The sequence below is a fragment of the Halovivax ruber XH-70 genome (assembly GCF_000328525.1).
GTDB lineage: Archaea > Halobacteriota > Halobacteria > Halobacteriales > Natrialbaceae > Halovivax > Halovivax ruber.
On sequence record NC_019964.1, the window covers coordinates 2526700 to 2551853 of the forward strand.

The window sequence follows — 25154 nt, forward strand, 5'->3', positions numbered from 1 at the left end:
GTCGCAACGCAAAAGTACCGAATCCCCGTAGCCCCGGGTAATGAGTCTCTCCGAGGAGGCACGCGAACGCCTCGCCGACGTGGTCCAGTTCCAGCCGACCAAGAACAGCGAGCTACAGGATCGATGGGAACTGGAGAGCGGCAGTGAGGTCCACCAGTATCTCGAAACCGAGCTCTCGGAGTACTACTACCGCGACGACAACAGCCTCATCAGGGCCACGCCAGAGGCGGCCGACCTCGTCGACGTCGAGCCGGGTATCGAGAGCGATCCGGACGACGACGCCGCGCCGTCGAAGGTGAGCGTCACGCCGCTCCAGGAGACGATCCTCTCGGTCGTCCCCGGCCCCGACGAACGGTCGGCGAGCGTCGTGTCCGTGCTCCAGGCCGTCCGCGAGACGGGTGACGCCGACCCCGACGTGGACGAGGTCAGATCCGGACTCTCCCGGCTCAAGCGCCTCGGCGTCGTTACGGTCGAGTACCGAACCGTCCCGACCTACCGGCTGGCAGTCGCACGCGACGAGTTCGACGTGACCGTCACCGAGTAGCTGACGAGGATTGCACTCGATCAGATTCCTGCCGTCTCCGGAGTTAGAAGACGTACTCGTCGGCTAACTGCGCCGGCGAGATCAGCGACAGATCGCCGGCCTCCTGCTGTTCAGCGATCGACGATGCGAGAGCCTCGACCGTGGATGCGACGCTGTCGTCGACGTGCGTGAACGCGATCGAGGTGATCCCGCCCACTTCGGCGGTCCACTCGACCAGATTTCCTGCCGTCTCCGGATCGGGATTCGCCACGCGCGTACAGAGGTGTGGGTTCGCGGCGTAGCCCTGCGCCGGGAATCGGCCGGCGAACGCGAGGTCGTGCTGGTCGGCGACGGCATCGTAGGTGACCTCGTCGAACTGGCCGCCGGGGAACGCGAAGAAGCGGGCGCCGTCCCCGTACCCGTTGTCTTCGAGCCACGCGGCCGCGTCGCGAACCTCGGCCTCGCGGTCCTCGGGGTCGAAGTCGAGCATACGGAGGCCCCGATTCGCGTAGCTACCGACCGTCCAGCCGGCGTTCGAGAGCTCGTCCAGGTGCTCCGTCGTCAGCCGGTTCCCCTCGGCGTTTTCCGAGGTCCGGACCCGGCCGGTCGCGACGAACGTCGTCGCCGGGATGTCGTGTTCGTCCAGGATCGGGTAGGCCGTCTCGTACTCCGACTCGTAGCCCCCGTGGAACTGGACCATCACCTGGCCGTTCTCGCTTCGGGGCGCGAAGAAGAGGTCGTCGATCCAGAGGTCTCCCTCGTGGTCGTCGCCGAGCCAGTGGACGATGTGAATCTCGCCGATGCGGGTGAGGTCGACCTCACCCCCCATCTTCGAGAGGCCGAAGTTGCGCCGGACGAAGGGATTCTCGGGATCCGTCTGCTGGCGATACTGGGCCTTGTGTCCGTTCTCGTCCCACAGCTGGATCGCGGGGGCGTTGCTCGATTCGGAGGCCATGGCGAGGCCGGGGACGACCTCGGAGCAGTCGAGCGGCGACGAGAGGGACTTGACGATTCGACCCCTGGCATCCGAATCGGGCGAGAGGCGCACCGACTGCGACCCGGTGACGGAGCGGTCGGTGTCGGCTGCCATCGACCCCTTGGTCGCCGTCCACTCCTCGAGCGATTCGAAGTCGTCCCAGGTGCCCGCGAGGTCCGGCGGCGCCTCCGACGGCTCGTCGTCGTCGAACTCGCCGAACTCGTCGTCGGAGTCGTTGTCGGGATCGTCGTCACCGCCGCTCGTACAACCCGCCACCGCGAGCGCCGTCGTTGCCGTTGCCGTCGTCAGATACGTGCGTCGCTTCATGTGTGACCCTACCGAGGGTGCCTCCAGCGACCGGTTTGTTATGCAGGCACTGGTTCCGACGTGGGGGAGCCGTACACCACCGGCAACGAGAGAGTACAGTGGGCCGTCCGCTCGGGTCGACGCGCGCGCCGATTCGGCGCCGCCGCCGGCGCAGCTCGCGCTGGAAGCCAGGTCTGGTGAGAGCGCGCTGGGTGTATCCTCTCGTTAGAACGTCAGTTCGGACCGCGAGCTGGACCGGGTTCGAGGGGCGCAATTTTGTCCCCCCGGGACGAACGGAGGCTATGGCCGAGATCCCCACCGACGCGACCGACCTGTTCACGAAGCAGACGTTCGCCCACGTCTCGACGCTCCTGCCGGACGGCGCCCCGCACACGACGCCGGTGTGGATCGATTACGACGCGGACGCGAACCGTCTCCTGGTCAACACCGAACGCGGCCGTCGGAAGGACAAGAACGTCCGCGCCGACCCGCGCGTGTCGGTCAGCATGACCGACCCTGACGACCCCTACCGGATGCTCTCGGTGACCGGCGAAGTAGACGAACTCACGACCGACGGCGCCCGCGAGCACGCCGACGAACTCGCCGGGCGCTACACTGGTACCGCGGAGTATCCCAGCCCGATCCAGACAGAACGCGTCATCATGCGGATCCGCCCCGATCAGGTCAGGTACTCGGGAGCGTAGATCGGACGCGGTCGTCAGTCGGACACACCTGTAAGATTCGTCCCAAACACAAAGCGTCCACCCGGTCGATCAGCGCCAGTGGACGTACGACCGTTCGACGATACGATCGTGCCTTATTCTTCGTCCGTCTCTTTCATCTCCTGCAGTTGCCCGATGAGATCGTCGGTCGACGCCCCAGTCTCGACCGTCATCTCCCCGTCGTGATCGTTCTCGTGGACGGAAACGGCAGCATCTTCGTCCTCGTCACTCATCTCTGGCTGCTGCTGCTCGGATTCGTCGTAGCTACCAAAACCCATGAAACAAACCACACCGACCACGCTTTTAGCTGCATCGGTTCTGGCCGCACAGTGACGCAGGATCTCACGCACTGCGGCGATCGGCGTGGTAACCGACGGCATCGGTGGGCGGTGAATCGCGATCCGGAGAGTCGACGGGCGACCTTACCACAGCGGGCAGCGGCGACGGACGAGGATTGCTTCCAATTGAGCTGGCACCCGCCACGCTGGATCGAGGCCGTGGCTGCTGCTCTGCGATAGGTTCTGTGCAGTCACAGGCGCCGAGCGGGTCACTGGACTATCGTCGACGTCGGGTGTCAGGGCTTCCTCGCCGGAATCGAGCCCGAAAACCGCCGTGCCGACTGGTACTCGAACACGAGTTCGTCCGCCGAACCGTGAGTCACCCAGAGGATGCCATCGACCAGCTTCGCGAGCGACGCGACCGTCTCCTCGTCGTGTTCCGTGTACTGGATCCCGACGTAGCCGATTCCGTCCCCGGTTCGGACGCCCTCGATCCGCTGGAGCACGTTACAGACCCGGTCGGTGGCCGCGTGTTCGAGAAACGGCGTGACGGAGCGGACGACGAGGTGACGGGAGTCGGTGGATGGAATCGCCGTCTGGGTGAGTTCGGAGAGGGCGATGACGACGCGTTCGAGATCGGCCGTCGACGGGGTGAACACCGTCGGCGTCGGCCCGTACAGTGACGACAGGTACTGCCGTTCCGACTGCGTATCGACGAGTCCGAGCGACGGGCCGTCCCCGTCACAGATCGAGTCGTAGCTCGTGGTCGTCTGCTCTGCGCTTTCGGTGCTGGTTACGGCGAGTGCGGCGTCGTCCGGCCGGCCGTACTGACACAGCGTTCGCAGTCCGAGTGAATACGTCGAGGGGTCCATCGTCCCCGCGACGAGCACGGTCGATCCCCCGGTAACCGCGTCCGGAAACGGTGGAATCGATACCGAATCGGCGTCCGTCGGTGTGGTGAGTGATTCGTTCATGGCGTATCTGGTTCGAGTCGGGATGGGTTCCTGTCTCAGTGAGTATACACTTCGAACGGGGTTTGTGTCGTCCCGAACACCCCGTAGCGCGCAGCAGTCTCGGTCGGCCCCGGTCGCTGCACACAGATCGGCGATCGTCCCTGCTTAGCTGCCCACCGGTGGTGTCGTCACGGACGGCACCCGGTGTGGGTCGTCCGTCAGTCGGACACAGTCGGTGTCTCGGCCCGTATGGAGTGCCCGACACGAACAGTGGCGGGCGTTTCACACGATGATCGGAGTGGCGCACAGCCGCACCCCCCGTGGCAGCGAGAGAAAGACGGGACGGGCTTCGTCCGTAGATAGTTCCGTCGAACGCACAAATACGTTTCGCCACACGAGGCAGATTGCGACGAATCGGAAGGTGACTCGCCTCACCACGGCCGTTGTCAGCACACCAGTCGTCCACGGTATGGTGTCTCGTGGCACCCCCGTCGATCGCCTCGGCCCGTACCAGTGACTATTTACGAGCAGGACAAGTCTTTGCAGGCAACCGAAATACGCGCTGTCCACGACGTGGTAGCGAACGATCTTGCGACGCGGATCTGCGGAGGCGAACTCACACGCGGCGTTCGTCGGCTGGGAGGCCTCGTTCTGCGTGCCCCTTTGGGCGATACCATGCGTTTGACCGCTCTGATCGGATCGACACATGGAAATCGAAATTGCAACAATCGGCGGCTACGAGGAAGTCGGCCGGCAGATGACTGCCGTCCGCGCAGGTACCGACATCGTCATCTTCGACATGGGGCTGAACCTGTCGAAGGTGCTGATCCACGACAACGTCCAGACCGAGGGGATGCACAGCCTCGATCTGATCGACATGGGAGCGATCCCGGACGATCGGGTCATGGCCGACCTCGAAGGTGACGTGCAGGCGATCGTGCCGACGCACGGCCACCTGGACCACATCGGCGCGATCTCGAAACTGGCCCACCGTTACGACGCACCCGTCGTCTCGACGCCGTTTACCAGCGCGCTGGTCGAAGAGGAGTTCGACGACGAAGAGAAGTTCGGCGACGCCAACGAGCTGGTCACGATGGACCCCGGCGAGTCGATGTCGATCGGCGACACCGGCCAGGTCGAACTCGAGTTCGTCAACGTCACCCACTCCATCATCGGTGCGATCAACCCGGTGCTGCACACCCCCGAGGGTGCCGTCGTCTACGGACTGGACAAACGGATGGACCACACGCCCGTCCTCGGCGACCCGATCGACATGGAGCGGTTCCGCGAGATCGGTCGCGAGGGCGAGGGTGTTCTCTGTTACATCGAAGACTGTACGAACGCGAACAAGCAGGGTCGGACGCCCTCCGAGAGCGTCGCGCGCGAGCACCTGAAAGACGTGATGTACAGTCTCGAGGACTACGACGGCGGGATCGTCGCGACGACGTTCTCGAGTCACATCGCCCGCGTCAGCTCGCTCGTCGAGTTCGCCAAGGACATCGGCCGACAGCCGGTCCTCCTCGGGCGCTCGATGGAGAAGTACTCCGGTGCCGCAGAGCGTCTCGGCTTCATCGACTTCCCCGACGACCTCGGGATGTTCGGCTACCGACGCTCGATCGACCAGTCCCTCGAACGAATTATGGAAGACGGCAAGGAGAACTTCCTCCCCGTCGTCACCGGCCACCAGGGCGAGCCGCGCGCGATGCTCACCCGGATGGCCCGCGGTGAGACGAACTACACCCTGGACGAGGGTGACAAAGTCATCTTCTCCGCCCGCGTCATCCCGGAGCCGACGAACGAGGGCCAGCGCTACCAGGCCGAGAAGCTCCTCGGCATGCAGGGCGCGCGCGTCTACTCCGACATCCACGTCTCCGGCCACCTGTGCCGAGAGGGCCACTACCAGATGCTCGATGCGCTCCAGCCCCAGCACGTGATTCCGGCCCACCAGAACATGAGCGGCTTCTCCGGCTACGTCGACCTCTGCCAGGACGAGGGCTACACGCTCGGTCGAGACCTCCACGTGACCTCGAACGGGAACCTCATCCAGCTCGTCGAATAAGGCCAGTCCGTTCGTCGAGTGGGTTCGATTGGGAGAGACGGCACGCTCCTGACCACGGACGAGCCAAATTATCTGCGACCGTTCTTCGTATTATCCTGAGTGGCTACCACGATTGTTCATAAGATCCAAAATGACGGAGTGGTTTGGCGCTTGTTTCTAAATTCCCACCCTGTCCAGTAAGTATAATATACAGTAGCACGTAGCCCACGCTGGAAGCCAGCGTCTCCATCCGTCGCAGGGGACAGCGCTGAGAAATGTCCCGGGTGGTGAGGCACCCGAGACGCGTGGCTTCCAAACCGCATCGCGATTTGGTTGCCATGTTCCGGAAGACACCATCGAGACAAAAAGGTCTCGCACGCCCATTGCCTAGAGAGTCGTATCGCTATCCGTCGCAGAGCTTCGTTTACGGGGATTGGGGGCCGAGTCACTTCGCTCGGTTCAGACCTTCGAATCGCGAGGTGCTCGGATGAAATCCGTCGAGCGAGAGCGCGGCGGAGCTGGCGATGTGGCTCGCGATCGGGAGTGCTATCGGTGTGACCGGGACGTGGCACCGCCGCGGCTCTTTCGGGTGGACGTCGAGCCGCCGGAGATCTTCTCGGCGGACTACGCCCACTCGGTTCGGTACTGCTGTCCGGACTGTATCGCCGCGATGGGGATGCTGGAGTTTACGGAACGGTGGAAGGAGGAAGCAGGGTTGCTAGAGTAGGCGGCCTGAAATGACTCGGTTGCTGTTTCGATTATTTTGTCTCACAATTTCACATACGTGGGATCCACTCTGGAAACATCCAAGTTGGAATCAAAAGAGGCTCACGAGAGATATCCTCGTTCAAAACATTCTCTCTGAATAACTCTGGTTCCCTAAACGCGGTTGCATCGGATTCAGAAGCCATAGCTATCGTATAGAGAAACGTCAGGGATAGGAAGAGAAGAGAGGGAGAACTCTCCACTAAGAAAAGCAATGCCGAGAAGATTCCAAAGGGCAACCAAACAAATGGTGCTATCCCAGAAAAGCGAATGACCTCTTCGTCCACTGACTCAATGTTTCTAAAAAATACACCGTTAGGAATCACCCAAAGTCTGAAACTTACCTTTGGATTTGCATTCGCTAATTTCCCTACGACCCAATGAGCACCCTCATGAAGATACGTCGCAGGTATTATAGCCAGTATAAACGGAATCGCGTATTCTTCCATGACAGCCAAATAGATTCCCTATAAAAATAATTTTTCTGCAGAGTATTCCCAGCAACTCTCACTTGTGAAGTCCGGTTAGTTATTCTCTTCTGGTTACGGCCTCGGTCACGACATCGAACTGGACAGTCATCGTCGAGAGGGTCTCAACGTACAAATGGTGGGAAGAACTCAGTTTTCCATGTTTTTTAGCCAATCTTCCCGGAGAACATAGTAGTCCTGTTCATCAATCATATCCCATATCACTAAACAGCACAGGGTTAACCCAAGAACACCAATAATTGCCCCACTCCCGTTACCATGTATGTTGAAATTCCTTTGCTCAGACATCACCGCCAAAAAATTCTGTGTAGAGTCCCGCTCACGGTCCAAAATTGAAGTATTTCCCATCACTCCCGCCAACAGTTGCAACTCAGATAGAGAATACCTATTTAAATCATTTATTATAGATAATGAATCATTTGTGGTGTCAGTAGCAACGTGCTCCTTCCAATGCTGGAGCCTATCATGATATGTTAATCCGCTCCGATCTGGAGAACCAGGTCGCCACGTAGCCTCAATTTGACCTGAATTTACGTTTCCCTCTTGGTCTAAGTTAGGGCATCTTCGCTTAACTAATCCATCCAAAATGGCCAACGAGGTAGGCCCAGCGATTCTAAAAGCAGATTCAGGCGAAGTGGCTCCTAAGCCAGTGATGTTTTTCACGAATTGCTGGGTTGGTCTATCAACACCCTGGATTCGCTGTTCCACCAACACATAATCGATAAGGCTTCTAAAATCATGTACGATTCCAGCAAAAGCAAAGTTGTCGGGTTGCCCGGCTGTATCAGGGTTTGTAAGCCTGTCAAAAACATCACTTTCGCCAAGAGAGAAAGATAGGAAATCCTTAGTGAAATTCCAATAGCTTAGGAAATCAGTAGACACTGTGGAGGTTTTCGACCTCAATATTAGATCAAAAAGGTATCTAGGATATGTTCTTAGATCACCGATGGTACTGAAGTGAATTGGTTGGTCAAACAGTATGTTACTGCCTGTGAAAATTACTGGTTGTGCAATCTTAACACCATCGCCTCCCAGAGTCAGTCCTTCATTTAGTTTCTCTATGAAATCTTCAAGTCTGTCTGATGGTGTATCGCCTTGGGGATCGGGAATTGGACTAAAGTCATTTTCCTGGTTAGATTCATTCTCATATTGGATTATTTGGGCAGTTATATAATCAACACTTTCAGTGTCTGGTTTCTCTAAAATGGACTGAAGAACATCTGGATCACCTTGGAACTTAACGAGATATTCATCTTCTGAAATTCTTGTAGAATTGTACCCATTTACTTCTTCATGGTATTTTGGCGCATCCCCCCTGAAGTCTTCAGGACCATCAATTTCAACGACCGGTACTCGAAACCATTTTTCTGCCATGCAACCAATATATCGGCACGGATTGGTTTATAATTTGGCAGTGGAAGGATTCAATACCCTAACATCGCTCGTCGGTTCGAAATGCGGGAGAAGTGGGCCGGCGCGAATTCGAATCGCGGTTACGGCCACCCGAAGGCCGAAGGATACCAAGCTACCCCACCGGCCCGCAGGTGAAATGTTGCGACGGCCGCGTATAATTATTGCGTTGTACGCCTCGGCGGACCGGGCGACGACCTGTGGACGGACTCGACGCCTAGCCGGTCACCTGGCCGGAACCACCGGTTCGAATACGTGAACGTTGCCTCGTCCCGACGGACCGAACCAGCTCGATAACAAAGGCGTGAAACGGACTTTTTCAGGGGTATGAGACGTTCGAGAGAGACGGACGGAGGGCTTTTCCCGGCGATTGCGCGCCGTCCGACCGACGCCTCCCCGCGGAGGGCGGCATGACGAAGACGGTCGTGCTCGGGTTCGACGCACTCGACTTCCGGTACCTCGACCGATTCGCGGACTCCCTGCCGAACTTCGCCGCCATGCGCGAGGAAGGCGTCGAGGCGCCGCTCGAATCGACCCACCCGCCCTGGACCGGCAGCGCCTGGCCGTCGCTGTACACCGGCTGCGATCCGAGTCACCACGGCGTCTACGGCTTCTTCGACATCGACGGCTACCCCGACGAGGGGACCGTCGTCTCGCGAGCGGACGTGGGCCCGGCCGCGATCTGGGACTACCTCTCGCGCGACGACCGTCCCTCGGTGGTGATGAACGTCCCTGTCACCCATCCCGCCGGGCCGATCGAGGGCGTCCTGCTCCCGGGCTACCTCGCGTCCGAGGACGATCCCGGCCACCCGAAGGGGATCCGGGACGAACTCGAGGCGGAGCTCGGAGAGCCCTATCGAATCTACTCGCGGGGCGAACTCAGCGACGACCCCGAAGCAAAGTTCGCGGGCTATCTCGAATTGCTCGACCTGCGGCGGCGGGCCGCCCTCGCACTGCTCGAGCGCGAGGAGTGGGAGCTGGCGTGGATACAGGTCCAGAAGACCGACGCGGTGTTCCACAACTTCGACGAGGAAGCTCGCTTCCGGGAGGTGTACGAAGCCGCCGACCGACTGGTCGGAGACGTCCGCGACGCCGTCGGCGACGACGTCAACGTGCTCTGCTGTTCGGACCACGGAATCGGCCCCGTCACCGGCCACGTGATCTACGTCAACGAGGTGCTCCGCCGGCACGGCTTCGTCACGGTCGACGAGGGCAACGGCGACGACGGGCCGTCGCTCTCGGACGCGAAGCCGTCACTCGCGACCGCAGCCGATCGCACGGGATCGAACGGGGCCAGCCCGCTCGAACGGGCGTTCACGATCACCCGACGCGGCGCGGAACGGGTCGGGCTCGACCCCGCGACGGTGTACGGCGCGGCCGAGCGGATCGGGCTCGACGGGGTTCTCCTCGACCTCGTGCCCGATTCGGTCGTCCAGAACACCGGCGAGGCTGTCGACTGGCGCCGGTCGCAGGCCTACTGCGCCAGCGCGACCCGGATGGGGGTCCGGATCAACCTCGAGGGTCGAGAACCCGCGGGCGTCGTCCCGCAGTCGGCGTACGAGACCGTTCGCGACGAGATCATCGCGCTCCTCTCGAACCTCGAGACGCCCGACGGGAAGCCGGCGTTCGATTTCGTCTGTCGGCGCGAGGAGCGCTACGACGGCCCTCACCTCGGGAAGGCGCCTGACGTGCTCTTCCGCCCGCGTGAGATGAACAACACGGTCAAGACGGGTCTGTACGGCATCGAAACGGCGCGAACCGACGTCTTCGACCACAAACTCGAGGGCGCGTTCGTCGCCGCGGGCCCCGACGTCTCGAACGAGCGGGAAGAGGCGGGAGGGCGGGACGGAGCGAGGGAGGCCGGACCGGAACGCCTGTCGATCACCGACGTCGCCCCCATCGCGATGGCGCTGCTCGACCGGCCGGTTCCCGAGCAGATGACCGGCTCCGTCCCCGATTCGGTGGTCGCCGGCCCCGTCGAACGGTCGCGGTACGCGGACGCTCGCGATGGGCCGCCCGTGGGTGCCCGGGCAGGCGACGATGACGGGGAAGGACCGGACAGTGAAGCCGACAGCGGCAACGCGGACAGCGAGGTGACCGCCCGCCTCGAAAACCTCGGGTACATCTGATGGCCGATCGGGCGCGGGAACTCTCGGCGCTTCTCTCGAGTGCTGCGCTCGTCGTCGCCGGTGGAATCGTCGGCTCGGTGGCGAAACTCGGCGAGCGGGTCGTGATCGGACGACTGCTCTCGCCCGACGCCTACGGTGAGGTGAGTATCGGTCTCGCACTCTTGACGTTCGCGGCGACGTTCGCCATCGCCGGCTGCACCCAGGGTGTCTCCCGATTCGTCCCGCGGTACACGGACCCCGCGGACCGGCGGGGCGTCTGGGTGAGTGGCCTGCTCGTCGCGGAGACACTCGCGCTCGCGCTCGCGGCGTTCCTGTTCGTCGGCGCGGAGGGGTTCGCCGTGCGCCTGTTCGAGACCGACGCGGCGGTCCCCTTCCTTCGCGTCCTCGCGATCGCGTTGCCGGTCGTCGTCGGGTTTCAGATCGCCGTCGCCGCCATCAGAGGGTTCGAGAACACCGTCTACCGGACCGTCATCAGGGATCTCCTCGACCCGGCGCTGCGAACCGGGCTGATCGCGTTCTTGCTCGTCCTCGGGTGGGGCATCGTCGCCGCGGGCGTCGCCTACCTGCTGGCGGCAGTCGTGACGGTCGTCGTCGCCCACCTCTTTCTCTCCCGGCTCGTGGCGCTGCGCGGCCCCGTCCGCACCCACGTCCGCGAGCTGGTCACGTTTTCCGCGCCGCTTGTGGTCGCGACGATGGTTGGGACGCTCCTCACCCAGACGGACACCATCATGCTGGGCTACTTCCGGAGTTCCGCCGAAGTGGGACTCTACAGCGCCGCCTACCCGCTGGCATCCGGCCTGCTCGTCGTCCTCACCGCCTTCGGTTTTCTCTACCTTCCCATTGCCTCCAGACTCGACGCCGACGGCGAACGCGACGCCGTCGACGACATCTACGCGACGACGACGAAGTGGGTTTACGTCGTCACCTTCCCCGCGTTCGTCCTGCTCGCGGTGTTTCCGGCGGACGTCCTCGCACTCGTCTTCGGCCCGGCGTACACCGACGCGGCGGTCGTCCTCCCGATCCTCGCGACCGGGTTCTTCGTCTCCGCGGCCGCCGGCCGTGACCGGGAGACACTCTCCGCGTTCGGGTCGACCAGCTGGATCGCTATCGGGAACGGCATCGGCCTCCTGTTGAACGTGCTCGTCAATCTCGCCCTGATCCCACGCTTTGGCATCCTGGGCGCCAGCGTCGCCTCGGTCACCTCGCTCGTCGCCGTCCACGCCGTCATCTGCGCCGTCCTCGCCGTTCAGTACGACATCACGCCGTTCTCGCCGGAGGCGACACGGACGTACCTCGTCCTTCCAGCAACGATACTCCCAGTGACGGCGCTCGCGGCCGGGTGGCTCACCATTACGCCGGTCACCATCCTTCCGTTCCTCGTGGGCACGGGACTGTGCTCACTCGTCGTGGTCGGCATCGCCGGCGGCTTCGAACCCGACGACGTCGTCGTTGTCGACGTCCTCGAAGACTCGCTCGGCCGATCGATACCGCTCGTCCGCCGATGGATTCCAGACGCGAGATCCGAATCGTCGCTCTCGGCCGATTGAGACGATTCTCGAGAGCCCATTCGATGTGATTCGCAGGAGTTGTCGAGAGATTCGAACGACAGTGGAGGTCACCACCCCCGAACCCAGGATCGAGCGAGTCGCAGGTTCCAGTGTGGCCCAGAACCCTGTGGGCGCGGGTTCTCCTGTAGCGCAGACGACAGAGATCACAGCTTCCGGCGCGGCGCAGAAGTAATGGTCGCAGAACGCAGGTGGCTCAGAATCGCTCGTAGCCGTCCGTGTCGAGCGCGTGGTGAGCGACGGTGATCGCCTGGTCGGCGTGCAGCGCGTGCGGACCCAGACGAACGCGGCGATCGGTGTACTCGGCGAGCGTCTCGCGTTCGGCGTCGGTGAAGTCGCCGTGATCGGAGAGGACGAACGCCGGTTCCTCGGGGAGCGGGCCCACGACCAGCGGGTCGCCGTCCTCGTGAAGGTGGACGATCGTCGCCTCGTCGGCGAGCTCGTCGAGTGTCGCCGCGAAGCCGCGCCGATACACCTCGAAGCCGGGGCTCGGTTCGGCCGGGAGCGCGCCGATGGCCTCGTCGCGGTGTTCGAGGGCCGTCCTGATGCGGGCGGCCGTCGAGCGCTCGTCGGGGTTCAGCCGGCGGACCTCGCGCCCGTCGACGGAGATCGTGAGTTCGTCCTGCAGGACGAGGTGGACGCGGACATCTTCGCGGATGCCGTGCGAGCGCAGGAGGGCGGCCGTCAACGATCTGCAGAGGGCGTCCAAGCGACCGGCGCCGCCCGCGAGGTCGTCGAGCGAGAACGACGGCGTCGTCGGCACCTCGTGGGCGAGACAGACGAACTGGCGCATACCGACTCGGTCGCGGACGCGGCGGAAAGGTGTCCCGATTCCGAGCGGTACGGGTTGCATACACAGGCCGAATCGGTATGCGTGGACCCGGCGACCGGAGATGGTATGGCGAAGGCAGAATCCGACGGAGACGCGATACTGTGGCGGTTACGCGGACATTCGTGTCCGAGTTGCGAGGACGGAACGCTCGTCCTGAAACCCTACAAGGGCAACCGGGCCGTGGTCTGTGACGGGTGCGATACCCCACGCGCCCAGGTGTGGGACCAGGTATGAGTCGGCGGGCGAGCGACAGTGCGCTCAGGTGTGGGATCGGACAGTAGCTGACGGGAGACGGCACACGACATCGAAAGGATCCTGTGAGCCGAGCGCGTCGGGCCACGCATGCCGACGGTTTCGAACGACGGCGTCTCGCTGCACTACGAGGTCGACGGAGCGGGGACGCCGGTCGTCTTCGTGAACGAAGCGGGCTTCGGCGGCTGGTCCTGGGGGTGGCAACACCGGGCCGTCGCGGGCCCCTACCGGAGCGTGGTCTGGGACCTCCGGGGGACGGGCCGCTCCGACGCCCCCGACGGGCCCTACGAACTCGAGACGCTCGTGGACGATCTCGAGGCGATCCTCCAGGCGCTCGACGCCCGCAACGCACACGTCGTCGGAGCCGGCCTCGGCGGCGTGATCGCGCTGCAGGCCGCCCGCGACTCGACACGGATCGAGACGCTCACGGTGATCGGGACGCCCGCACGGACGGAGGCGGTCGATCGTGACGCACTCGTCGTCGACCGGGATCGAGCCGCCCTCCGGGCGTCGACCGAATCGCTCCTCTCGTCGTCCTTCCGGGCCGACCAGCCGGACGTCGTCGACGGCATCGCCGAGTGGCGCGCAGACGGTGACGCCGATCCGGCGTCCACGCGCGCCCAGCTCGACGCCGCCTCCGGGTTCGACGCGACGGCGTGGGGCTACGAACTGACGACGCCGACGCTCGTCGTCCACGGCACCGCAGACTCGGTCGTCCCCCACGACGCCGGTCGCCGCCTCGCCGAGTCGCTCCCCCGTGGCGAATTGCGATCGATCGACGGCAGCGACCACCTGCCACAGATCGAACGGTCGCGGGCGGTCAACGATCACCTGCTCGGGTTTCTGGCGGACCAGACAGACGACGAATAGCGTGGGCGGTATCGAAGCACCACGCCAGATCCGTCCCGGCGAATCCGGCCCGCCGGTTTGACGGGGACCGCCGTCGTGAATCCCAGCGTGTCCATCGACGCGCGGGCCGCCCGGTGGGGCGACCGAACCGCGATCGTCGACGTCGCCGAGACCGACCGGTTCGCCCCGGCGGGGACCATCGACGACGATCGCCTGACCTACGTCGAACTCGCCACCCTGTCGTCGTGGCTCGCCGACGCGCTGGCAACCCAGGGCGTCGAGGCCGGCGAGACCGTCGCACTCCTCTCGCGCAACCGAATCACCGGCGTCGCACTCCTCTTCGCCTGTCGGCGCCTCGGGGCCACGTTCGCCCCGATCTCGCACCGACTGACCCCAGTCAGCGTGGAGACGCCGCTCTCGCTGCTCGAGCCGGCAATCGTGCTCGCCGAATCCGCCCAGCGCGACCTCGTCCGAAGCGTCGATGGCGCCCGGACGGTCGCGCTCGAATCGCTCTTCGACGCCGACGGTGGCGGGGCCGACACGACCGTCGGCACGGACGAGGGGCCAACCGACACTGCCGCCGACCCACCCAACCATTCGACGCCACCCGCAGACGGCCCGAGTCGGGGTGAAGACGGCGAAGCGACCCCACTGCTGGCCCTCAACGGGAGCGACGGCGCGCCGATCGCCACGTACTCGTCCGAAACGGTCGAGGCGAACTGTCTCGCGGCGGTCCTGACGTGGGGGCTCGGACCGACCGATCGGACGGTCCTCCTTCGGCCGCTCTCACGACCGGACGGGCTCCTCGCCGTCGCATTGCCGATCCTCTACGCGGGCGGTCGACTCGCTCTCGATCGGGCGTTCGACCCAGCCGACGCGGCGAAAGCGATCGCGGCCCACGGAGCGACCCACCTCGTCGGAACGGCGGACGAGTATCGGTCGATCCTCGCGAGTGACGGCGGCGCTGCGGCACTTTCCGCCGTCGATCGAGCAGTCGTCTCGGGGCGAACCGACGGCGAACTCCTCGACTCACTCGACGCGTGCGCCGGGACCGTCGACCGATCGTTCGGCTGGCTGGGCTGTCCGAACGCGCTCGCGAGCGACCGTGGGACGCCCGAATCCACACACGACCAGCACGCGAGTTCCCACCCAGAGGTGATCGGCCGCCCGTTCCTCGACGTCGACGCCCGGCTGGTCGACGACGGGACCGTCGTGGCGGGTGCGGGAACCGGTGAACTTGCCGTATCCGGGCCGGCCGTGGCCGACGTTGTGGTCCCCGACGAGGACGCGGGGAACGCTTCACAGCCACGACGGTGGCGACGGACGGAGACCCGATTCCGGCGCGACGAACGCGGTCGATATGCGCTGGAGACGGGCATGGACGGGACGCCCTGACGAAACAGTGAGACACAGCGAAGCCGGTTCCCAGAGACGATTGGCGACGATCAGGGGGCCGGCACAACGCATATTGAGCCGGCAACCCAAACACGACTCGAATGCGCCGACCGCGACTCGCCTTGCTCGATGCCAGCCACGGAGACGAGAACGTCCCACGGAACTACCGCCGCGAGCTGTCGGCCTCGCTCGCCGAATTCGACGTGACGGCTGGGTCGCTGCCGACGGACTACGACGTCGACGGCGTGGTCGTCACCGGGTCGCGATCGTCGGTCTACTGGGACGAAGACTGGATCGAGGCGACGAAGGCGTGGGTCGAGGGCGCGATCGACCGCGGGGTTCCCTGCCTCGGCGTCTGCTGGGGTCACCAGTTACTCGCCGACGTACTCGGCGGCGAGGTCGCCGATATGGGCGTCTACGAGATCGGCTACCACGAGATCGACCGGACGACCGACGAGTCGGTCCTGCTAGCGGGCATCGACGAGACGTTCCTTGCCTTTACGACCCACTCTGACGCGGTCGTCGACCTCCCCCCGAAGGCGATCGAACTTGCCAGGAACGAGTACTCGAACCACGCCTTCCGCCGCGATCGCGTCTTCGGCGTCCAGTTCCATCCAGAGTACGACGCCCAGAGCGCCCGCGATCTGACGATGGAGAAGGAGCTGGACGACGACCGTCGCGAGCGCGTCCTCGCCGGCATCACCGACGAGAACGCCCGGCGAGCCGCCGGAGCCAAGCAACTCTTCGAGAACTTCGTGGCGTACGTCGAGGGCGGAGCCGGCGTGTCCGACGCCACCGACGGCGCCGAACGCGTCGACGCCGACTGATCACGCCGTCCCGCGTCGTTCGACGATCACGAGGTCGGTCCGGGTGTGGACCGGGTCGCCGGCGTCGTTCGTCGCACGGAGACGGAAGGAAACCTGGCCGCGATCGTCGCTCCAGGGTGCCTTTTCGACGACCGATATCTCGACGGCGAGTGCGTCGTCGGGCCGAACCGGTTCGTGCCAGCGGAGGTCGTCGACGCCCGCGGCGGCGACGACGGCCACGTCCGCGAGGACGGTCTCGACGAACGGTCGCATGCAGGCCGCGGCGGTGTGCCAGCCGCTCGCGATGAGGCCGTCGAAGTGGCGTTCGGCGGCGGCTTCGTCGACGTGGAACGCCTGGGGGTCGTAGCGCTCGGCGAATTCGAGGAGTTCGTCCTCGGTGATCGTGACAGTGCCGACGTCCCACTCGTCGCCGACGGCGAGATCCTCGTAATACAGCGGCGATGCGATGTCGGTCGTCATGAGTGGGTGACCTCCATCACTCGTAGAGACGGTTGGCGACGACGAGGCGGTTGATCTCGTTGGTTCCGTCGTATATTTGGGTCCCCTTCGCCTCGCGCATGTAGCGCTCGACGGGGTAGTCGGTCGAGTAGCCGCGAGCGCCGTGGACCTGGACGGCGTCGGTCGCGATCTCCATCGCGGCGTCGGTCGCGAACGTCTTGGCCATCGCCGCGTCCTGGGTGATCCGCTCGCCGCGATCTCGACGGTCGGCTGCGGCGAGCGTAAGGAGGCGAGCCGCCTCGGTTCGAGCCGCCATGTCCGCGAGCGAGAAACTCACGCCCTGAAACTCGCGGATGGGCTGGCCGAACTGCTCGCGGTCGTCGGCGAAGTCGCGGCTGGCGGCGAACGCGCCCTGGGCGATGCCGACGCCCTGGGCCGCCGTGCCGAGCCGGCCGATGTCGAGCCCTTCCATGATGTAGCGAAAGCCGCGGCCCGCTTCGCCGACGAGGTTGTCGGCCGGGACCCGAAGACCGTCGAAGCGGAGTTCGCTCTCGACGGCCACGTCGCCCTCCATGCACGGAATGTTCCGGACGACCTCGATCCCGTCTCGCTCGTGGGGGCGCGGGACGCCGATGATGCTGATCCCGTCGTGGCGAGCGCCGCCACCCGCCGCGTCGTCCGTCGCACCGTCGTCCGCCGCTCCATCGGTCGGATCGGCCCCCTGTTTGTCGGCCGGATCACTCGTTCGTGCGACGATCAGGAGGAGGTCGGCGACGGCGCCGTGCGTGGTCCACCACTTGTGGCCGTCGATGACCCACTCGTCACCCTCGAGCCGGGCGGTGGTTTCGAGCGCCGCAGCGTCGCTTCCCGCCTCGGGTTCGGTGAGCGCGAACGCCGGGATCCAGTCGCCGGAGCAGACGTTCCCGAGCCACTCTTCGCGCTTTCGGTCGTCGCCGAACGTCGCGAGCGGGTAGCCGACGAGGCCGCAAGCGATGTTGACCGCACCCGCGAGCAGCTTCCACGAGCGGGCCAGTTCCTCGACCGTGATCGCGAACGACCGGAAGTCCCGGTCCGCGCCGCCGACGTCGGTGGGGTATGGAACACCGACGAAATCTTCTTCGCCGAGCCGTCTGACGAGAGCCTCCGGAAACTCACCCGCCGCTTCGAGTTCGTCGACGCGGGGGTCGACCTCGCGCTCGCAGAAATCCCGGACGCGCTCGCGCTGGGCCTCGTGGCGTTCGTCTATGGTAAACCGTTCGATCATGGCGACCTCGACGACTCGGCAGCGGTCGCGTCAGGCCCGCCGTCGTCGGCGTCGTCGATCACGGCGAAGCCCTCCATCTCGATCAGCGCCTCGTCCTGGTAGAAGCCGCTCACCTCGAACAGCGCCATCGCCGGATACTCCTCGACGTAGTCGGTGAAGATATCACCAACCTCGGCGAGGTGCTCGCGGTACCGGTCGCGATCGGCGACGTAGACGTTCAGCTTCACGATGTCGTCGCTCGACCCGCCGGCCTCCTCGACGACCGCGGCCAGGTTCGCCATCACCCGATCGAACTGACCGACGAGGTCGCCGGGGGCGACGATGTCGCCGTCGGGGCCGGAGGCGTCCTGCCCCGCGAGGAAGAGCGTCTTCCCGCCGTCGACGAGGAAGCCGTGGTTGAACCCATGGGGCTCCGCCAGGCCCGGCGGTGTCACGATCTGTCTGTCCATTGCCTGTGGGATTGTGGGGCCGACTCTTGAAGGTTGACCCCGATTCCGTCGAAATCGACGGGCGCGAGCGGCCGCTCACCCGACGGTTCCGGCCCGGCGATCCGACGCTGGCGATTCCAGTCCAGCGGTCCCGATCAGGAAGTTCCAGTCCAGCGACCCTGAGCAGGCAGTTCCAGCCGGCGGCTCCGGCCGATTCGACGAAAGACGCTTTGTCCCAGCCGACACACGACTCGAACTGTGATGGACGACCAGCGAACGGGCCGATGGGCGCGAAATGCGAGGAGCCAGCGATGAACGAGGAGGACGGAACGAACGGCACGGAAGCGACGGGCGAGGAGGGGGCAACCGACGGCGACGGCCGATGCGTGGGCCCGGAACTCTCCGGTCAGGTCGCCGTCGTCACCGGCGGCACACGTGGGATCGGCCGCGCCATCGCCGAGTCGCTGGCGGCCGCGGGGGCGGACGTCGTGCCAGTCTCGCGCACCGACGCAGACGTCGCGGACGCGGTCGCAGCCGTTCGCGAGCGCGGCGCCGACTCGCTGGCCTGCCCGACGGACGTGACGGACGACGCGGCGGTGAAGACGTTGGTGGATCGCGCCGTCGCCGACCTCGGCGGGATCGACATCCTCGTCAACAATGCGGGGATCAACCCCGTCTCGGCGATGGGGCGCCCGGAGACGCTCGATCCCGACGAGTTTCGGCGGGTCGCCGAGGTGAACCTCCAGGGCGCGGTCACCTGCACGAGCGCGGCCGGTGACGCCCTGCTCGAGGGAGGCGGCGCCGTCGTCAACGTCGCGAGCACGGCCGGCGTGGTCGGAATCAAGCGCCAGCACGGCTACGTCGCCTCGAAGCACGGACTCGTCGGGTTCACGAAGAGCGCGGCGCTCGACTGGGCACCCGAGGTGCGTGTAAACGCCGTCGCGCCCGGCTACGTCGACACCGACCTCACGGCGCCCGTTCAGGAGTACGACGAGCTCTACGATCGGTTGACCGATCGGACACCGGCCGGCCGCTTCGGCGAGCCCGCCGAGGTCGCCGATGCCGTCTGCTTCCTGGCGAGCGATATGGCGTCGTTCGTCACCGGCGAGTCGCTCGTCGTCGACGGCGGCTTTACGGTGCAGTAGCCTGCATCGAGGCCGGCGGGGCGAAACACTGACGGATTCGCGTGGCGAGGCCCTCGCCATGGTCAACGCCGCGTTCACGGTCGAGGACGACGTCGGACGGATCGAGTTGCAGCGGCCAACGGCGTTAAACGCCGTCGATCTCGCGACGAAAGACGCGATCATCGAGCACGTCCGCGAGTTCGACGAGCGCGAGGACGTCCGCGTCGTCGTCTTCCAGAGCGAGGGCGACGTCTTCTGCGCGGGCGGAGACATCGAGGAGGTCCGCGAGCTGGGATACGAACTCGAACCGTTCACCGAGAGCTGGAACGAGCTCTTCGAGGCGATGATGGGGCTGTCGGTCCCGACGGTCGCCCGGGTCGACGGCTGGGCGCTCGGCGGTGGATTCGACCTCGTCTTGCACACCGACATCCCGATCGCCGCGGACGACGCGAAACTCGGCCAGCCCGAGACCGGCCTCGGCATCGTGAATCACTTCTCGCCGCCCATCCTCCAGGAGACGGTCGGCCTCACGAAGACCCTCGACATGATCCTCACCGGCGACCCGATCTCGGGGACGGAGGCGGCCGATCGCGGCCTCGTCGCCCGGAGCCTCCCCGCCGAGGAACTCGACGCCGAGGTCGACCGCGTCGTCGACGCGCTCCGAGAGAAGCCACCGGAGATTCTCCGGAAGGCGAAGCGAGGGATCTACGCCACCGCCGAGATGTCGCCGCGTGCGAGTCGGTCCTACCTCGAAGCGATCGCTCTCGAGAGCGCTCGGGAAGAACCGTACTATCGGGAAGGGGTTACGGCGCAGCTCGAAGATCGACCGCCGGAGTGGGTGCCGTAACGGCCGGGACATCAACTAACTACGACGGGCCGAAGACTGCCCATTGAGCGCTCTTCACTCAGCGACGGAACCCGTTCGCTGCCCGTCGAAGGCCGTCCGCGAGACCGACGCGGCCGATCGACTGAGTTCGACGTCGAGGTCGGTCTCCGGGTCGAGAAGGAGGCGAACCACGTCGCCGTCGACGGTGTGGATCGAGACCTCCGTCTCTCGTCGCCGTGAGAGCTGGACGCCGGTGCACTCGGTCCCGTATCGACGAGCCACCGCGACGAGACAGAGACTACAACCGGCCGCGGCGAGGGCGAGGAAGACGAGCGGGGCGGTACCGATGACGACGAGCGAGCCCACCGACACGATAGCGAGGAGCCCGGCGAACACGCGGGCCACCCGCCGTCCACGCGCCGATGGGGCGGGAGACGACAACGAGAAGGACGGCCGTCGCGGCCGACGCGGTCGCTCGACGGCCGGCACTCGCGAGCGGACGGCGTGGGTCACCGTCGACCGACTCGTGCGCACCGTCGAGCGGAGTCGCCCGACGGGTCGCCGTCGAGCGATGGCAATCAGCGTCACACGTCCCCGGCGGATCGCCCAGGTGCTCGCCACCCCGAGCGCGCGCCACGCCGTCAGAGCGAATCGGCGTGCGAGTCGAACCGGTGCGGACCGCCACGCCGTCAACACCGATCGTACGAGAGGCGCGAGCGGCTGGTCCGTCCGCACCGCATACTGCCGATAGGCGGCGTCGACGGCGGTCTCGATCCGGTTCAGAAGCGATCGGACCTGGACCGAGATCCACCACGCCGTCGTCGACCGAAGCGAGTGGCCGTGCCGGGACAGTGCCTGCGTTCGGTCGCCGAACCACCGGGCGACTCCCGCGCCGTGCCGTCGGAGCCACCAGTACGTCCGCGAACTCTGCTCGACGACGGTGACGGAGAGACCGTCCCACAGGCCGCCGATCCGCCGTCCCACGGTGGCGAGCGTGGCCCAGCGGTTCCCCAGCCAGCGATTCGCGCTCGACGCCGCGCGAGTCGGGAACAGCCGGCCGCCGAAGATGGCCACGAGGGCGGCGAGCGCCGCGAGGGAGACGAGTGCAGGCCGTACGATCGACTCACCATCCGTCCACGAACCGCCCGTGAGCGAGAGGGCGACAGCGACGAACGTCGCGGACAGGCCGCCGAATACGACGGTGAGCAGGCGGCGGTCGATCCCCTCGACTGTCAGTCGCGATCGCGTGAAGCTCCGGATCGTGCTGATCGTCGCGTACTCGACGTCGACGAGGTCACCCGCCGAGGAGAGGCAGACGACTCGGCGGTCGGTCAATCCGATCGAGAGGTGGCCCCGGATCGAATCGTCGACCAATCGCCCCTCAGTCACGACACGAAGATCCTCGTCGGGAACGAGGCGCGCTGAAAGCTGCCGACGCGAGGGCTGCATCGGCTCGATACGCACCACCGATCGGCTAAGTAAGTGACTGCCTAGGGGCTAGGTGGAGACCCCGGTTCCCGTTCAGAAATCCAACGGAGAGCGTGGGAGACTGGTGTCTGGAGCTCCCCGTCGTCGAGAGCGAATCGGCCGGTGCGTCCGTCGTTCCGCGACAAGTCTCCCTCCGAGACCGTCCCCGTAACACTGGAGCCCGTGGCACGCGTTCCGACGACACCTCCGGCGCTAGTTCGTCCCGGTCTCCTCGCGTTCTCGTAACTTCGAGCGCTGTATCTTGCCGGTCTCGGTCGTCGGGAGTGTGTCGAGATACTCGATTTCGCGCGGGTACTTGTACGGGGCGATTGCCGCTTTCACGTGCTCCTGCAGAGCCTCGGTCAGCGCCGGCGCGGGCTCGGCGCCGTCTTCCGGAACGACGAACGCCTTGACGAGCTGGCCGCGCGCCTCGTCGGGCGCGCCGATGACCGCCGTCTGGTAGACGGCGTCGTGTTCCAGGAGGACGTCCTCGACTTCGGGACCGGCGACGTTGTTCCCGCCGGTGATGATCAAGTCGTCCGCGCGCGAGACGTACTCGAAGCGACCGTCCTCGCGGTGGATGTAGATGTCACCCGGCGCGCTCCAGCCGTCGTAGATGGCTTCGGCTTGCTTCTCCGGGCGATCCCAGTACGTGACGCCGGTGGGGCCGCGAACGACGAGGAGGCCGGCCTCGCCGCGCGGGAGTTGCTCGCCCGTATCCGGATCGATGACCTTGGCCTCGTAGCCGGGGACCGGGAATCCCGTCGCCGTCGGATCCATCTCGTCGTGATAGCGGTGGCTGATGAAGATGTGTAGCATCTCGGTCGAGCCGATGCCGTCGGAGGCTTCGACGCCGAAGTGGTCGCCGATCTGCTCGTAGGTCCGCGGGGGAAGCGGCTCGCCGGCGCTGACCGCCCGGCGCAACGAGGAGACGTCGGCGGACTCGAGTTGGTCCTCGTGCTCGGCGAACAGCTGGTTGTACGCGGTCGGGACCGAGGCGAGGATGGAGACGTCGTGCTCGTCGACGGCCACGAGGAGGTCGGTCGGTTCCGGATCCTGTACGAGCACCGTCGTGGCACCAAACCTGAGCGGGAAGGCCACCTCGAACCCGTAGCCGAACGTGAAGGCGATCGGGGCGTTGCTCGCGAAGACGTCGTCGGGGTTCGGATCGAGGCAGTAGCGGGCGTAGCCGTCGCAGATGGCCAACATTTGACGGTGCGTGTGGACCGTCCCCTTCGGTTTGCCCGTGGTCCCGCTCGTGTAAGCGATCATGACCACGTCGTCTCGGGTCGTCGTCGGCGCCGAGAGATCGGAGCTCGCCGCGTCGATGAGGTCGTCGTAGCTGTGATGATCGTGTTCGATCCCATTTTCTTCGACCACGACGATCTCGGCGAGCGACTCGAGCCCCCGTTCGTCCCGTGCGATCTCGAGTTCGTCGAGGAGGTCGTCGTACACGATGGCGACGGACGCACCGGAGTCCTCGACGACGTAGCTGATCTCGGTCGCGCGCAAGAGCTTCATCGACGGAACTGTCACCGCGCCGATCTTCTGCGTCGCGAGACAACTGACGACGTACTCCGGCCGGTTCGGGAAACGGACGAACACCCGGTCGCCCGGCTCGACCCCCAGATCGAGGAGGGCATTGGCGAGCCGGTCGACTCGGTCCTGGAGGTCGGCGTACGTGATCGCTTGGCCATCGAAGATAATCGCCGGTTCGTCACCACGGCCGTGCTCGACGTGGCGGTCGACCATCTCGGCCGCCGCGTTCACCTCCTCCGGGTAGTGCAGTTCTGGGAGCGCGTGGAACAGGTCCGGCTGTATCGCGTCGTCTGGAAGCCGCTCGGTCGGGATCGACTCCTGCATATAACGAGTGTGGTTTTCTATCCCATACCATAATTGTACCGCCGGGGATGGACAAACGGAGAGTGACTCGCGGGAATGGCCCATAATCGGCAAAAAGGTTAATGAAAACAGCATAGACGCCCAGATATACCCTGTCACCACCAGAATTGTTCGTCAGCGACGGTTATCCACCCGTTGGCTAGCAACGACCGACGCAACCGAACCGGTTGGCGCACCCTATCGTGGTACGTGACGGCATACCTTTATTTGACGGGCGATAGTTTCCCCGGTCGAACATGTCGAGTGGCACGTTCGGTGAGTACGGCGGCAGACACGTCCCGGAACCGCTCGAGGAACCGCTTTCGCAACTGGCGAATGCCTACGACGACCTGGGAACAAGCGAGGGGTTCCAGCGGGAGTTTCGCGACCACCTCCGCGAGTACGCCGGGCGGTCGACACCCCTCTATCACGCCAGAAACCTGAGCGATCGGTACGACGCGGAGATCTACTTCAAACGTGAGGACCTGCTCCACGGCGGCGCACACAAGATAAACAACTGTCTCGGGCAGGCGCTGCTCGCGAAGAAAGCAGGCAAGGACCGGCTCATCGCCGAGACGGGCGCGGGGCAACACGGCACCGCGACCGCGATGGTCGGAGCGCTGTTCGACCTCGAGACCGAGATTTACCAGGGGAAGAAAGACATCGAGCGCCAGCAGATGAACGTGTTCCGGATGCGCCTGCTGGGCGCGCAGGTAAACGAGGTCACACAGGGCGGCGCGGGGCTAGCGGACGCGGTCGACGCAGCGCTAGGGGATCTGGTCGAGAACGTCGAGGACACCCACTACCTCGTCGGCAGCGTCGTCGGCCCCGACCCGTTCCCGCGCATGGTCCGTGACTTCCAGTCCGTCCTCGGCGAGGAAGCTCGCGAGCAGTTCGTCGAACGGACGGGTGACCTGCCCGACGCCGCGGTCGCCTGCGTCGGGGGCGGATCGAACGCGATGGGCCTCTTCGACGCCTTCCGCGACGACGAGGAAGTCGCCCTCTACGGTGCCGAGGGCGGCGGAAAGGGCGCGGCGTCGACCCAGCACGCCGCGCCGCTCGCGGCCGGGCGGGACGACGTGATCCACGGGATGAAAACGCGCGTCCTCGACGACGACGTCGAGGTTCACTCCGTCTCCGCCGGCCTGGACTACCCCGGCGTCGGCCCCGAACACGCCATGTTCCGTGACTCCGGTCGCGTGACCTACGAGGGCGTCACCGACGACGAGGCCCTGGCCGCCTTCCGCGAACTCAGCGAGACCGAGGGCGTCATCCCCGCGCTGGAATCGAGCCACGCCGTCGCGCGGGCGATCGAACTCGCCGAGGAAAGCGATCACGATACCATCCTCGTCAACCTCTCCGGCCGGGGTGACAAGGACATGGAGACCGCGGCGGAGCAGTTCGACTTCGCCTGACCG

At 65.1% G+C, this 25154-nt stretch carries 24 protein-coding genes and 1 tRNA gene; 13 read left to right on the forward strand and 12 right to left on the reverse strand.

Going from position 1 to position 25154, the window contains the following annotated elements; all coding sequences use genetic code 11:
• Nucleotides 1–40 precede the first annotated feature (40 nt).
• The gene (locus HALRU_RS12145; protein WP_015301686.1) at nt 41–544 is read left to right on the forward strand and encodes a DUF5797 family protein; all 504 of its coding nucleotides are present in this window, start codon (nt 41–43) and stop codon (nt 542–544) included.
• A 43-nt stretch (nt 545–587) separates the two neighbouring features.
• On the opposite strand, the gene HALRU_RS12150 is transcribed toward HALRU_RS12145, so the two are convergent.
• Nucleotides 588–1826, reverse strand: a complete 1239-nt coding sequence (locus HALRU_RS12150; protein WP_015301687.1) for a polysaccharide deacetylase family protein — start codon at nt 1824–1826, stop codon at nt 588–590.
• Nucleotides 1827–2107: 281 nt separating this feature from the next.
• Here HALRU_RS12150 and HALRU_RS12155 point away from each other — a divergent pair, with 281 nt between their 5' ends.
• A complete protein-coding gene (locus tag HALRU_RS12155; protein ID WP_015301688.1) occupies nt 2108–2509 on the forward strand; it encodes a pyridoxamine 5'-phosphate oxidase family protein in 402 nt (133 codons plus the stop codon).
• A gap of 113 nt (nt 2510–2622) precedes the next feature.
• Here HALRU_RS12155 and HALRU_RS12160 read toward each other — a convergent pair whose 3' ends face one another.
• Together HALRU_RS12160 and HALRU_RS12165 are read right to left on the reverse strand one after the other, a co-directional pair.
• A complete protein-coding gene (locus HALRU_RS12160; RefSeq protein ID WP_148680525.1) occupies nt 2623–2805 on the reverse strand; it encodes a DUF5786 family protein in 183 nt (60 codons plus the stop codon).
• 296 nt (nt 2806–3101) lie between these two features.
• Nucleotides 3102–3779, reverse strand: a complete 678-nt coding sequence (locus tag HALRU_RS12165) for a DUF7504 family protein (RefSeq protein WP_015301690.1) — start codon at nt 3777–3779, stop codon at nt 3102–3104.
• 685 nt (nt 3780–4464) lie between these two features.
• Here HALRU_RS12165 and HALRU_RS12170 point away from each other — a divergent pair.
• Nucleotides 4465–5817, forward strand: coding sequence for a ribonuclease J (locus HALRU_RS12170; protein WP_015301691.1), 1353 nt, complete (start codon nt 4465–4467; stop codon nt 5815–5817).
• 466 nt (nt 5818–6283) lie between these two features.
• Nucleotides 6284–6523 carry a hypothetical protein gene (locus tag HALRU_RS12175; protein ID WP_015301692.1) on the forward strand — a complete coding sequence of 80 codons (240 nt, stop codon included), beginning with the start codon at nt 6284–6286 and terminating at the stop codon, nt 6521–6523.
• Nucleotides 6524–6572: 49 nt separating this feature from the next.
• On the opposite strand, the gene HALRU_RS12180 is transcribed toward HALRU_RS12175, so the two are convergent.
• The 3 genes from HALRU_RS12180 to HALRU_RS12190 all read right to left on the reverse strand — a co-directional run bounded on the left by HALRU_RS12180 (nt 6573) and on the right by HALRU_RS12190 (nt 8589).
• The gene (locus tag HALRU_RS12180; protein WP_015301693.1) at nt 6573–7010 is read right to left on the reverse strand and encodes a hypothetical protein; all 438 of its coding nucleotides are present in this window, start codon (nt 7008–7010) and stop codon (nt 6573–6575) included.
• A gap of 168 nt (nt 7011–7178) precedes the next feature.
• Nucleotides 7179–8423: a hypothetical protein gene (locus tag HALRU_RS12185; RefSeq protein WP_015301694.1), complete on the reverse strand. Its 1245-nt coding sequence runs from the start codon at nt 8421–8423 to the stop codon at nt 7179–7181.
• A gap of 93 nt (nt 8424–8516) precedes the next feature.
• Nucleotides 8517–8589 (reverse strand) — tRNA-Pro (locus HALRU_RS12190).
• A 280-nt stretch (nt 8590–8869) separates the two neighbouring features.
• On the opposite strand from HALRU_RS12190, the gene HALRU_RS12195 reads away from it, so the two are divergent.
• On the forward strand, nt 8870–10588 hold the full coding sequence (locus tag HALRU_RS12195; RefSeq protein ID WP_015301695.1) for an alkaline phosphatase family protein: 1719 nt from the start codon (nt 8870–8872) through the stop codon (nt 10586–10588).
• Nucleotides 10588–12135: a flippase gene (locus tag HALRU_RS12200; RefSeq protein WP_015301696.1), complete on the forward strand. Its 1548-nt coding sequence runs from the start codon at nt 10588–10590 to the stop codon at nt 12133–12135. The genes HALRU_RS12195 and HALRU_RS12200 overlap by 1 nt, the downstream gene beginning before the upstream one ends.
• Before the next feature lie 214 nt (nt 12136–12349).
• Here the strand turns inward: HALRU_RS12200 and trmY are convergent, their stop codons facing one another.
• Nucleotides 12350–12946 (reverse strand): tRNA (pseudouridine(54)-N(1))-methyltransferase TrmY, encoded by a 597-nt coding sequence (gene trmY / locus HALRU_RS12205; protein WP_015301697.1) that lies wholly within the window; start codon nt 12944–12946, stop codon nt 12350–12352.
• A 105-nt stretch (nt 12947–13051) separates the two neighbouring features.
• On the opposite strand from trmY, the gene HALRU_RS16190 reads away from it, so the two are divergent.
• From HALRU_RS16190 to HALRU_RS12220, 4 genes are all read left to right on the forward strand, one after another.
• On the forward strand, nt 13052–13219 hold the full coding sequence (locus tag HALRU_RS16190; RefSeq protein WP_015301698.1) for an HVO_A0556 family zinc finger protein: 168 nt from the start codon (nt 13052–13054) through the stop codon (nt 13217–13219).
• 108 nt (nt 13220–13327) lie between these two features.
• Nucleotides 13328–14107, forward strand: coding sequence for an alpha/beta fold hydrolase (locus HALRU_RS12210; protein WP_015301699.1), 780 nt, complete (start codon nt 13328–13330; stop codon nt 14105–14107).
• Nucleotides 14108–14182: 75 nt separating this feature from the next.
• Entirely contained in the window at nt 14183–15481 is a 1299-nt protein-coding gene (locus HALRU_RS12215) for an AMP-binding protein (protein ID WP_245547745.1), read from the forward strand.
• Nucleotides 15482–15582: 101 nt separating this feature from the next.
• Entirely contained in the window at nt 15583–16308 is a 726-nt protein-coding gene (locus HALRU_RS12220; protein WP_015301701.1) for a type 1 glutamine amidotransferase, read from the forward strand.
• Here the strand turns inward: HALRU_RS12220 and HALRU_RS12225 are convergent, their stop codons facing one another.
• The 3 genes from HALRU_RS12225 to HALRU_RS12235 are packed head-to-tail and all read right to left on the reverse strand — an operon-like array spanning nt 16309 to nt 18459.
• Nucleotides 16309–16767 (reverse strand): MaoC/PaaZ C-terminal domain-containing protein, encoded by a 459-nt coding sequence (locus HALRU_RS12225; protein ID WP_015301702.1) that lies wholly within the window; start codon nt 16765–16767, stop codon nt 16309–16311.
• 16 nt (nt 16768–16783) lie between these two features.
• On the reverse strand, nt 16784–18010 hold the full coding sequence (locus tag HALRU_RS12230) for an acyl-CoA dehydrogenase family protein (RefSeq protein WP_015301703.1): 1227 nt from the start codon (nt 18008–18010) through the stop codon (nt 16784–16786).
• Nucleotides 18007–18459 (reverse strand): RidA family protein, encoded by a 453-nt coding sequence (locus HALRU_RS12235; protein WP_015301704.1) that lies wholly within the window; start codon nt 18457–18459, stop codon nt 18007–18009. Before HALRU_RS12235 ends, HALRU_RS12230 begins: the two co-directional genes overlap by 4 nt.
• 290 nt (nt 18460–18749) lie before the next feature.
• Here HALRU_RS12235 and HALRU_RS12240 point away from each other — a divergent pair, with 290 nt between their 5' ends.
• Both HALRU_RS12240 and HALRU_RS12245 read left to right on the forward strand, forming a co-directional pair.
• On the forward strand, nt 18750–19583 hold the full coding sequence (locus HALRU_RS12240; RefSeq protein WP_148680527.1) for an SDR family NAD(P)-dependent oxidoreductase: 834 nt from the start codon (nt 18750–18752) through the stop codon (nt 19581–19583).
• A 58-nt stretch (nt 19584–19641) separates the two neighbouring features.
• Nucleotides 19642–20409: an enoyl-CoA hydratase/isomerase family protein gene (locus HALRU_RS12245; protein ID WP_015301706.1), complete on the forward strand. Its 768-nt coding sequence runs from the start codon at nt 19642–19644 to the stop codon at nt 20407–20409.
• Nucleotides 20410–20463: 54 nt separating this feature from the next.
• On the opposite strand, the gene HALRU_RS12250 is transcribed toward HALRU_RS12245, so the two are convergent.
• Nucleotides 20464–21837, reverse strand: a complete 1374-nt coding sequence (locus tag HALRU_RS12250; RefSeq protein ID WP_015301707.1) for a hypothetical protein — start codon at nt 21835–21837, stop codon at nt 20464–20466.
• A 231-nt stretch (nt 21838–22068) separates the two neighbouring features.
• Nucleotides 22069–23718: an acyl-CoA synthetase gene (locus HALRU_RS12255; protein ID WP_015301708.1), complete on the reverse strand. Its 1650-nt coding sequence runs from the start codon at nt 23716–23718 to the stop codon at nt 22069–22071.
• A gap of 275 nt (nt 23719–23993) precedes the next feature.
• Here HALRU_RS12255 and trpB point away from each other — a divergent pair, with 275 nt between their 5' ends.
• Entirely contained in the window at nt 23994–25151 is a 1158-nt protein-coding gene (gene trpB / locus HALRU_RS12260) for a tryptophan synthase subunit beta (protein ID WP_015301709.1), read from the forward strand.
• Nucleotides 25152–25154 lie beyond the last annotated feature (3 nt).